Raw genomic sequence first — 6,369 nt, forward strand, 5'->3', positions numbered from 1 at the left:
GCGGCGGTGTTCATCGCCGTCGCCGCCGCGGTCGAGCCGCAGGCTTTCGGCATCGTCGCCCGACCCGCGAGCGGCGGCGCCGTGGATCCCATCCCGACCGGCAACCGGCTCGAGCTGATCCTCGGCGCGGCGATCGGCGCGATCACCTTCAGCGGCTCGGTCATCGCCTGGGGCAAGCTCTCGGGCAAGTCGAAGGTGCGCGTCTTCCAGGGCGCACCGGTCACGTTCGCCGGCCAGCACTGGCTCAACCTGGCGCTCGGCATCGCCATGCTCGCCTTCATCGTCGGATACACGATGACGCAGAGCAGCCTCTACTTCTTCCTCGTCCTGGCGATCGCCTTCGTCCTCGGCGTGCTCATCATCATCCCGATCGGCGGCGCCGACATGCCGGTCGTGGTGTCGATGCTGAACAGCTACTCCGGCTGGGCCGCGGCCGGCATCGGCTTCTCGCTCAACAACGCGATGCTGATCATCGCCGGCTCGCTCGTCGGCTCGTCCGGCGCGATCCTCAGCTACATCATGTGCCGGGCGATGAACCGCTCGTTCTTCAACGTCATCCTCGGCGGCTTCGGCGGCGAGGCCGGTCCGGCCGCCGGCAAGACCGAGCAGCGGCCGGTCAAGAGCGGCAGCGCCGACGACGCCGCCTTCGTGCTCGGAAACGCCGAGACGGTGGTCATCGTCCCGGGCTACGGCCTGGCCGTGGCGAGGGCGCAGCACGCGGTCAAGGAGCTCGCCGCCAAGCTCACCGAGAAGGGCATCACCGTCAAGTACGCGATCCACCCGGTGGCCGGCCGCATGCCGGGCCACATGAACGTGCTCCTCGCCGAGGCCGAGGTCCCGTACGACCAGGTCTTCGAGATGGAGGACATCAACGGCGAGTTCGGCCAGGCCGACGTCGCCATCATCCTCGGCGCCAACGACGTCGTGAACCCGGCCGCGCACACCAAGGGCAGTGCCATCTACGGCATGCCGATCCTCGAGGCGTACAAGGCCAAGACGGTGATCGTCAACAAGCGCTCGATGGCGGCGGGCTACGCCGGCCTCGACAACGAGCTGTTCTACATGGACAAGACGATGATGGTCTTCGGCGACGCCAAGAAGGTCGTCGAGGACATGGTCAAGGCGATCGAGTAGCCGACCGGCGACGGGGCCTCAAGCGCGTCCCTGCGCCAGGCCCACGAACGCGCTTTCGAGAAAGGCCTCGAGCTGGTCCGGGTCGACCGGCTTGGTGAGGTGGTGGTCGAAGCCGGCGCGCGCGGTGCGGGCCCGGTCCCGCTCGGCGCCCCAGCCGGTCAGGGCGACCAGCACGACGCCGGCGTGCCTGGGGTCGGCACGCAGGGCCTCGGCCACGTCGTAGCCGTCCATTCCGGGCAGGCCGAGGTCGAGCAGGACGAGCTCCGGCCGGAACTGCCCCGCCATCGCGACCGCGGTGGCCCCGTCCTCTGCGGCCGCCACCGCATAGCCCATCATCCCGAGCAGGGCGACGAGCGCCTCCAGTCCGTCCGGGTTGTCCTCGACGACGAGGACGCGTCCGCTCGGCCGTGCCTCGGCCCGCGGTGCCGCCGCCGGCGCAGCCGCGCCGGGCTCTTCGATCCGAGCCGTCGGCAGGGGCAGCTCGATGCTGAAGGTGCTGCCGGCATCGAGGCCGTCGCTGGCGACGCCGACGCGACCGCCGTGCATCTGCACCAGGCTGCGCACCAGCGACAGGCCGATGCCGAGACCGCCGGCGGCCCGGTGCGCACTGTGGTGCAGCTGGGTGAACATCTGGAACAGGCGGCCCTGCTGGTCGCTCGGAATGCCGACGCCGTCGTCGACGACCTCGAGCCGAACCCGGTCGCCGGCGCGCCAGGCGGACAGGCGGATGTGGCCGCCGTCGGGCGTGTACTTGGCGGCGTTGTTGAGGAGGTTGCCGATGACCTGGACCAGGCGCGCCGGGTCGGCGTCGAGCTCCAGGTCGGGCACCGGCAGGTGCAGCTCGAAGCGGTGGCGGGCGGCCTCCATCGCCGGCCGCGTCGCCTCGACGGCCCGCTCCATCAGCAGCGAGAGCGAAACGCGTTCCGGACGCAGCTCGATGAGGCCGCGGTTGATGCGCGACTGGTCGAGCAGGTCCTCGATCAGGCGCGCCATGTGGTTGACCTGGCGCTCGAGGATGTCGCGGGCCTGCCGGCCCTGCGCCGGATCGCTCGACATGCGCATCATCGCCAGCGCGTAGCGCATCGGCGCCAGCGGGTTGCGGAGCTCGTGCGCCAGGGTCGCCAGGAACTCGTCCTTGTGCCGGTCCTGCTCGCGCAGCATGGCGGCGTCGCGGACGCGCTCGATGTGCGCCCAGCAGCGATCGACGACTTCGCCGACGATCGTGATGTCGGCCTCGCTCCAGTGCCGTGGCGACGCGTCGTGCACGGCCATCAGGGCGACCAGGCGACCGCCCTTGACCAGCGGTGCGCAGACGATGGCCTTGATGCCGATGGCATTGAACATGCGGCCGCCGCCTTCGTCGCCGAGCTCGCGGTCGACGTCGTGGACGACCAGGTTGCGGCCGTGCCGGAGGTTCGTCGTCGCCTGGGGGCCGAACAGGTCGAGGGAGTAGACGCCGGCGCTGCTGGCGACGCCGTCGGCCGACCAGTCGCTGCGGATCGTGAAGCGGTCGTTGTCGGCCTCGACATCGGCATAGGCGCAGCGCGTGACGCCGAGGTGCTCGCCGAGCAGGCGCGCGGTGACGGCCATGATCTGCATCGCGTCGGTCATGGCCCGCGTCGCCTGGCCCATGCGGTCGAGCAGGCGCAGCCTCTCCTCGCTCGCCTTCAGCGCCGCGCCGGCGCGCTTGCGCTCGGTGACGTCGAGGCAGATGCCGGCCCATTCGCGCACCTCGCCGTCGACGAGCACGGGCACGCCCTGCGCCTCCATGTCGCGGTACTCGCCGTCGTGCCGGCGCAGCCGGTACTGCAGCTCGACCAGCGACCGGCTCGCCACGCCGGCCTGCCAGCGCTCGATCACGCCCGTGCGGTCGTCCGGGTGGATCGCGTCGAGCCAGCCGCGGCCGGCGGACTCAGCGACGCTCTGCCCGGTGAAGGCCTCCCACGAGGGGATCTCGCTCGTCACGCTGCCGTCGGCGGCGGTCTGCCACAGCACGGCCGAGGTCGTGGTGGCCAGGGTGCGGAGGCGGACGCCGCTCCAGCTCGTCGTGTGATCGACAGTCATCGCGCCGGCGATCCTAAACTCAGCCGCCGCCGCAGTCGCAGGCGCCCCCGCATGACCCGGCTGTTCCTGACCACGCTGCTCGCCCTGCTCGCCTTCGCCGGCAACTCGCTGCTGTGCCGCATCGCGCTCAAGCACACGGCGATCGACCCGGCCAGCTTCACCGCGATCCGCATCGTCTCCGGCGCCATCACCCTGTGGCTGATCCTGCAGCTGCGCGACGGGCCGCAGCGGCTCGCCGGCAGCTGGGGCTCGGCGCTGGCCCTGTTCGCCTACGCGGCCGCGTTCTCCTTCTCGTACCTGAGCCTCACGGCCGCCACCGGCGCCCTGCTGCTGTTCGGTGCCGTGCAGGCGACCATGATCGGCGTCGGGCGCTGGCGCGGCGAGCGCCTGCGCGGCTGGCAGACGGTGGGCTTCCTGCTCGCCGTCGCCGGGCTCGTCGGCCTGCTCCTGCCCGGCCTGCAGGCGCCGCCGCTCGAGGGCTCACTGCTGATGCTGGCGGCCGGCGTGGCCTGGGGCGTGTACTCCCTGCGCGCGAAGGGCAGCGGCGATCCGCTGCGCGTCACCGCCGGCAACTTCGGCCGCGCCATCGCCCCGGCCGCCGTGCTGTCGCTGGCCACGCTTCCCTGGGCCGCCGTCGATGCCGCCGGCGTCGCCTATGCCGTCGCGTCGGGGGCGCTGGCCTCGGGCGTCGGCTACGCGGTCTGGTACAGCGCGCTCGCCGCCCTCAAGACCACGAGCGCGGCGACGGTGCAACTCAGCGTGCCGGTGCTGGCCGCCGTCGGCGGCATCGTCTTTCTCGACGAGCCGGTCACGCTGCGCCTCTTCATGGCCTCGGCAGCGGTCCTCGGCGGCATCGCGCTGGTCGTGCTCAGCCGCGCGAAGCCGGCCGGCTGAGCGGCGGCACCCACCTCGCTCGGTGCTGCGCGGATGCGGGCGCGGCCCGAGGGCCCCTCAGGCGCGCGTCGCGCCGACCCGAGACAGCGCCGCCGCCGACCGGCTGCGCCGCCAGGCCGCCGGCGGCGCCCCGTACTCGCGCCGGAACGCGCGGCTGAAGGCGGTGTCCGTCTGGTAGCCGACGTCCTCGGCGATGCGCGCCAGCGGCGCGTTGCTGCGGCAGAGCAGGTTGGCGGCCAGGAGCATCCGCCACTGGGTCAGGTACTGCATCGGCGAGCTGCCGACCAGGTGCTGGAAGCGCTCGGCGAGGACCGAGCGCGAGGTGTGGGCGACGCGGGCCAGTTCCTCGAGCGTCCAGGCCCGCGCCGGGCTCTGGTGCAGGGCGTTCAGCGCCGCGCCGACGATGCGGTCGCCGACGCCGGCGAGCCAGCCGGTGCGGCCGGCGCCCTGCTCGTTCATGTGCAGGCGCAGGACCTCGATGAAGAGCACCTCGGCCAGCTTGGCCAGAACGCCGGCGCCGCCGGGGCGCGGCGAGCGCGCCTCGGCGAGGGCGTAGCGCACCGACGCTTCGAGCCAGAGCCCGGCCGGCGAGCCGCGCACGTTGACGCGCACGAGCGACGGCAGGCCGGCGAGCAGGAGACGGGCCAGGCGCGCATCGCAGGCGAGGTAGCCGCAGACGAGCCGCGTCTGCACGCCGCCGCCGCCGTAGGCGAGCTCGCGCGGGCGGCGCTTCAGCACGGCGTCGAGCCGGCCGCCGACCGCCGGCGGCAGCCCGGGCGCGGAGGTCATCCGGTGCGCGTCGCCGTGCGGGAAGACGACCACGTCGCCGGCACCGAGGCGCGTCGGCGCCTGCCCGTCCATCTCGACGAAGCACTCGCCCTCGGTGATCAGATGGAAGATGACGACCTTCTCCGCGCCGGGCTCGAGCAGCGGCGCGGCCGCGTCGGCGTGCGGCGACTGGTAGCACCAGGGCGCCGTGAAGCGGCCCTGGATGAAGATCGCGCCGACCAGGTGGACGACGCGCAGGGTCTCGGATAGCGCGTCCATGCTCAGGCCGCGTCGATCTCGATCTCGATCTCGACCTCGACCGCGCGCGGCAGCGCCTGCCGCAGCAGGCCGGGCACGGGCGAACGGCCGAGGCCGAGTTCGATGACGGCGCGCAGCCGCTCCGGCGCGACGCCGGGTGCCGAGGCGCGGATCTGCAAGCGCACTGCGAGCGGCGCCGCGCGCACCGGCTCGCCCGAGGTGTCGGCGAGGCCGAACAGTCCGCGCGAATCGGAGCGGCTGCCGGCCTTCACCTCCAGGGCGGTGAATTCGATGCCGTCGGCAGCGGCGGCGAAGACGATCGAGGTCGTCGCGCAGGTGGCCAGGCTGGCCCGGAACAGCCATCCCGGCGTGACCTGCTCGCCGCTGCCGCCGAGCTCGCGCGGCATGTCGGTGCAGATCGCCGTGCCGTTGGCGTGGCGGGCGCTGACGCGGGTGCCGCCCTCGAGCGTCGCCGTCGCCGGCGCGTCGTCGTGGACGCCGGTGTCCGGCCGCCGCTGCAGGATTGCTTCCACCCGCTGCAGCGCGGCTGCGATGCCGTCAATCGTCATGTCAATGCACCCGGGTCCGCCGCCATGCCGCCGATTGTCGGCACTTCCGGTCCGCGGCCGGCCGGCGCCCGTCCACCGCGGGACGATGGGGCAGCAACCGCGGACGCTGCAGCAGGAACGGGCCGCGGGCCGCCGCCGCAAGGACGATCGAACAGGCGCCGGCGACGAAAGGGCAGGACGCTCCGGCCCCGACACGGAATCCTCCGGACCTGCCCACCCTGTCTTGGAGATTCCATGAACGCCCCCACCGACTTCGAAGCCCTCAAGGCCCGCCAGCAGGCGGCCTGGTCCAGCGGCGACTACGCCGTGATCGGAACGACCCTGCAGATCGTCGGCGAGCAGCTCGCCGAGGCCTGCGACCTGCGTTGGGACGAGCGCGTCCTCGACGTCGCCGCCGGCAACGGCAACGCGACGCTCGCGGCGGCGCGCCGCGGCTGCCAGGTCACGTCGACCGACTACGTCGCCGGCCTGCTCGACCGCGGCGCCGAGCGGGCCCGCGCCGAGCGCTTCGACGTGCGCTTTCAGACCGCCGACGCCGAGGCCCTGCCCTTCGCCGACGCCAGCTTCGACGTCGTGCTCTCGTCCTTCGGAGTGATGTTCACGCCCGACCACGGCCGCGCCGCGGCCGAGATGCTGCGCGTCTGCCGTCCCGGCGGCCGGATCGGCATGGCCAACTGGACGC

Annotated in this window: 6 protein-coding genes; 3 read left to right on the forward strand and 3 right to left on the reverse strand. The window is 73.0% G+C overall.

Annotated features, from left to right (window positions below; genetic code table 11):
* Window positions 1-1,134, forward strand: a 1,134-nt coding sequence (locus AC30N0_RS08460; RefSeq protein ID WP_489517484.1) for an NAD(P)(+) transhydrogenase (Re/Si-specific) subunit beta, incomplete at its 5' end; no start/stop codon positions are given.
* A gap of 18 nt (window positions 1,135-1,152) precedes the next feature.
* On the opposite strand, the gene AC30N0_RS08465 is transcribed toward AC30N0_RS08460, so the two are convergent.
* Window positions 1,153-3,198: a PAS domain-containing hybrid sensor histidine kinase/response regulator gene (locus AC30N0_RS08465; protein WP_489517485.1), complete on the reverse strand. Its 2,046-nt coding sequence runs from the start codon at window positions 3,196-3,198 to the stop codon at window positions 1,153-1,155.
* Window positions 3,199-3,249: 51 nt separating this feature from the next.
* Here AC30N0_RS08465 and AC30N0_RS08470 point away from each other — a divergent pair, with 51 nt between their 5' ends.
* Window positions 3,250-4,092: a DMT family transporter gene (locus AC30N0_RS08470; protein WP_489517486.1), complete on the forward strand. Its 843-nt coding sequence runs from the start codon at window positions 3,250-3,252 to the stop codon at window positions 4,090-4,092.
* A 57-nt stretch (window positions 4,093-4,149) separates the two neighbouring features.
* On the opposite strand, the gene AC30N0_RS08475 is transcribed toward AC30N0_RS08470, so the two are convergent.
* On the reverse strand, window positions 4,150-5,139 hold the full coding sequence (locus AC30N0_RS08475) for an AraC family transcriptional regulator (RefSeq protein ID WP_489517487.1): 990 nt from the start codon (window positions 5,137-5,139) through the stop codon (window positions 4,150-4,152).
* 2 nt (window positions 5,140-5,141) lie between these two features.
* Complete coding sequence (locus AC30N0_RS08480; protein WP_489517488.1) at window positions 5,142-5,687, reverse strand: OsmC family protein; 546 nt, start codon at window positions 5,685-5,687, stop codon at window positions 5,142-5,144.
* Between the two features lie 234 nt (window positions 5,688-5,921).
* Here AC30N0_RS08480 and AC30N0_RS08485 point away from each other — a divergent pair.
* Window positions 5,922-6,369: class I SAM-dependent methyltransferase (locus tag AC30N0_RS08485; RefSeq protein WP_489517489.1), on the forward strand; the 448-nt coding region annotated here is incomplete at its 3' end.

It is taken from the genome of Rhizobacter sp. (genome assembly GCF_031412495.1).
In the GTDB taxonomy this organism is placed as follows: Bacteria; Pseudomonadota; Gammaproteobacteria; order Burkholderiales; family Burkholderiaceae_C; genus Schlegelella_A.